Origin of the sequence: Mesorhizobium sp. M1E.F.Ca.ET.063.01.1.1 (assembly GCF_003998155.1) — a bacterium.
Lineage (GTDB): Bacteria > Pseudomonadota > Alphaproteobacteria > Rhizobiales > Rhizobiaceae > Mesorhizobium.
The window spans coordinates 1-3,187 of record NZ_RZSC01000674.1 but is presented as its reverse complement, the minus strand read 5'-3'; the positions used below and the strand labels follow the sequence as shown (position 1 = coordinate 3,187).

Annotated in this window: 3 protein-coding genes; all 3 read left to right on the top strand. The window is 61.8% G+C overall.

Annotated elements, in window-relative coordinates:
- Positions 1-615 (top strand): DNA repair protein RadC (gene radC, locus EOA29_RS30380; RefSeq protein ID WP_145969880.1); only part of this gene is annotated, 615 nt, incomplete at its 5' end.
- A gap of 134 nt (positions 616-749) precedes the next feature.
- The gene (coxB, locus tag EOA29_RS30375; RefSeq protein WP_126093426.1) at positions 750-1,634 is read left to right on the top strand and encodes a cytochrome c oxidase subunit II; all 885 of its coding nucleotides are present in this window, start codon (positions 750-752) and stop codon (positions 1,632-1,634) included.
- 22 nt (positions 1,635-1,656) lie between these two features.
- Positions 1,657-3,187 (top strand): cbb3-type cytochrome c oxidase subunit I (locus tag EOA29_RS30370; RefSeq protein WP_127222034.1); only part of this gene is annotated, 1,531 nt, incomplete at its 3' end.

Sequence of the window (3,187 nt, the reverse complement as noted above, 5' to 3'; positions counted from 1 at the left end):
CCCGACGCCCTCCCCGACTACGAGCTTCTCGAACTGCTGCTCTTCCGGCTGATCCCGCGCGTCGACACCAAGCCGATCGCCAAGGCCTTGCTGGCCCGCTTCGGCACCTTCGCCGAAGTGCTCGGCGCGCCGGCGTCGCTGCTCGAGGAAGTCAAAGGCATCGGCCCGGCGGTGGCGACCGATCTCAAGGTCATCGCCGCCACGGCACAGCGCATGGCGCGCGGCGAAGTGCGCGGCCGCGAGGTGCTGTCGAACTGGACGCAACTCCTCGACTATTGCCGCTCCGCCATGGCGTTCGAGACCCGCGAGCAGTTCCGCATCCTCTTCCTCGACAAGAAAAACGCGCTGATCGCCGACGAGGTGCAGCAGACCGGCACCGTCGACCACACGCCGGTCTATCCGCGCGAGGTGGTCAAGCGCGCGCTCGAACTTTCCGCCAGCGCCATCATCCTGGTGCACAACCATCCGTCCGGCGACCCGACGCCGTCACGCGCCGACATCGAGATGACCAAGCAGATCATCGATACGGCAAAGCCGCTTGGTATCGCGGTGCACGACCACATCATCATCGGCCGCAAGGGCAATGCCTCGATGAAGGGGCTGCTGCTGATCTAGGCCCCCCGCGGGCGCAAATAGCAACATGTGGCCACCGGCTAGTCGGCTCTGGAATTTCAACTGGAAATCGAGCATGATGCGGCTTGGCATTCCTGAATGCTTCGCTCTCCTGGGAATGCCGGGAGGAACGGGACATGGCGATTGCGCTTGTACTCGTTTTAGTCGTTGTGGGCTCGGTGTTGTTCCACTTCCTGAGCCCATGGTGGTGGACGCCGATTGCCTCGAATTGGGACTATATCGACAACACCATCATCATCACCTTCTGGATCACCGGCGTCGTCTTCAGCGCCGTCGTGCTTTTTATGGCCTATTGCGTGTTCCGCTTCCGCCATCGCGAAGGCAACCGCGCGGCCTATGAGCCGGAGAACAGGCGCCTCGAATCGTGGCTGACGGTCGTCACCGCCGTCGGCGTCACGGCCCTTCTGGTTCCAGGTCTGTTCGTCTGGAGCCGCTTCGTCAACGTTCCAAGCGAGGCGGCCGACATCGAGGTTATTGGTCAGCAATGGCAGTGGAGCTTCCGCCTGCCCGGCAAGGACGGCAAGCTCGGAACTTCGGATACCCGCGACGTAACCGCTGACAATCCGTTGGGCGTTGCCCCCAAAGATCCGAACGGCCAGGACGATGTCTTGGTCGAGGCCGCCGATCTGCACCTGCCGGTCGGCAAGCCGGTCAAGGTGCTGCTGCGTTCGATCGACGTGCTGCATGATTTCTATATCCCGGAATTTCGCGCCAAGATGGACATGATCCCCGGATCCGTCACTTATTTCTGGTTCACTCCAACCAGAACCGGAACCTTCCAGGTCTTGTGCGCCGAGTTATGCGGCCAGGGGCACCCGCTGATGCATGGCGTGGTCGTGGTCGACACCGAGCAGGACTACCAGGCCTGGCTCGGCCAGCAACAGACTTTTGCGCAATTGTCGGCGCCCCAGCAAACGGGCTCCGCGGACCGCCGGCCAGGAGAGACGACGGCGTCCGGTCCCGACATTGCGGCAAAACTCGAAACTGTCGAGGCCCGCTGAACAGGGCACGGAGGTGCTCCAAATGGTCGACGTCACACCCGCAGATGCCGTTCCGCCCGCCGAAGTCGGAGAGGTGGAACTGTACCATCCGCATAGCTGGTGGACGAAATATGTCTTCTCTCAGGACGCCAAGGTCATTGCGGTCCAGTATTCGGCGACGGCAACGGCCATCGGTCTTGTGGCGCTGGTGCTGTCCTGGCTGATGCGCCTGCAGCTTGGTTTTCCCGGCACGTTCGACTTCATCACTCCGGAAGCCTATTACCAGTTCATCACCGTGCACGGCATGATCATGGTGATCTACCTGCTCACCGCGCTCTTCCTTGGCGGCTTCGGCAATTACCTCATCCCGCTGATGGTCGGCGCCCGCGACATGGTCTTTCCCTATGTCAACATGCTGAGCTACTGGGTCTATCTGCTCGCCGTGCTCGTTCTGGTGTCGAGCTTCTTTGCGCCGGGCGGACCGACGGGCGCAGGCTGGACGCTCTACCCGCCGCAGGCCATCATGACCGGCACGCCGGGCGGCCAGGATTGGGGCATCATCCTGATGCTCTCTTCGCTCATCCTGTTCATCATCGGCTTCACCATGGGTGGCCTGAACTATGTGGTGACGGTGCTGCAGGGCCGTACGCGCGGCATGACCCTTATGCGCCTGCCGCTCACCGTCTGGGGCATCTTCACCGCCACCGTCATGGCGCTGCTCGCCTTTCCGGCGCTGTTCGTCGCTTGTGTGATGATGCTGCTCGACCGTCTGCTCGGCACCTCCTTCTTCATGCCGGCGATCGTCGAAATGGGCGAGCAGCTGCAGCACAATGGCGGCAGCCCGATCCTATTCCAGCACCTGTTCTGGTTCTTCGGCCACCCGGAAGTCTACATCGTGGCCCTGCCGGCCTTCGGCATCGTGTCCGACCTGATCAGCACGCATGCGCGCAAGAATATCTTCGGCTACCGCATGATGGTCTGGGCCATCATCGCCATCGGCGCGCTGAGCTTCGTGGTCTGGGCGCACCACATGTATGTCAGCGGCATGAATCCTTATTTCGGCTTCTTCTTCGCCACCACGACGTTGATCATTGCCGTGCCGACCGCGATCAAGGTCTATAACTGGGTGCTGACGCTGTGGCGCGGCGACATCCACCTCACCATCCCCATGCTGTTCGCGCTCGCCTTCATCGTCACCTTCGTCAACGGCGGCCTGACGGGCCTGTTCCTCGGGAACGTCGTCGTCGACGTGCCGTTGTCGGACACGATGTTCGTGGTCGCCCATTTCCACATGGTGATGGGCGTCGCGCCGATCCTGGTTATCTTCGGCGCGATCTATCACTGGTATCCGAAGGTCACCGGCCGGATGCTCGACGAGACGCTCGGCCGCTTCCATTTCTGGGTCACCTTCCTCGGCGCCTATCTGATCTTCTTCCCCATGCACTATCTCGGCCTTATGGGCGTTCCTCGGCGCTACGCCGAACTGACCGACATGACGATAATGACGGAGTCGGCCCATCATCTGAACTCGTTCATCAGCATCATGGCCTTCATCGTCGGCTTCGCCCAGATGG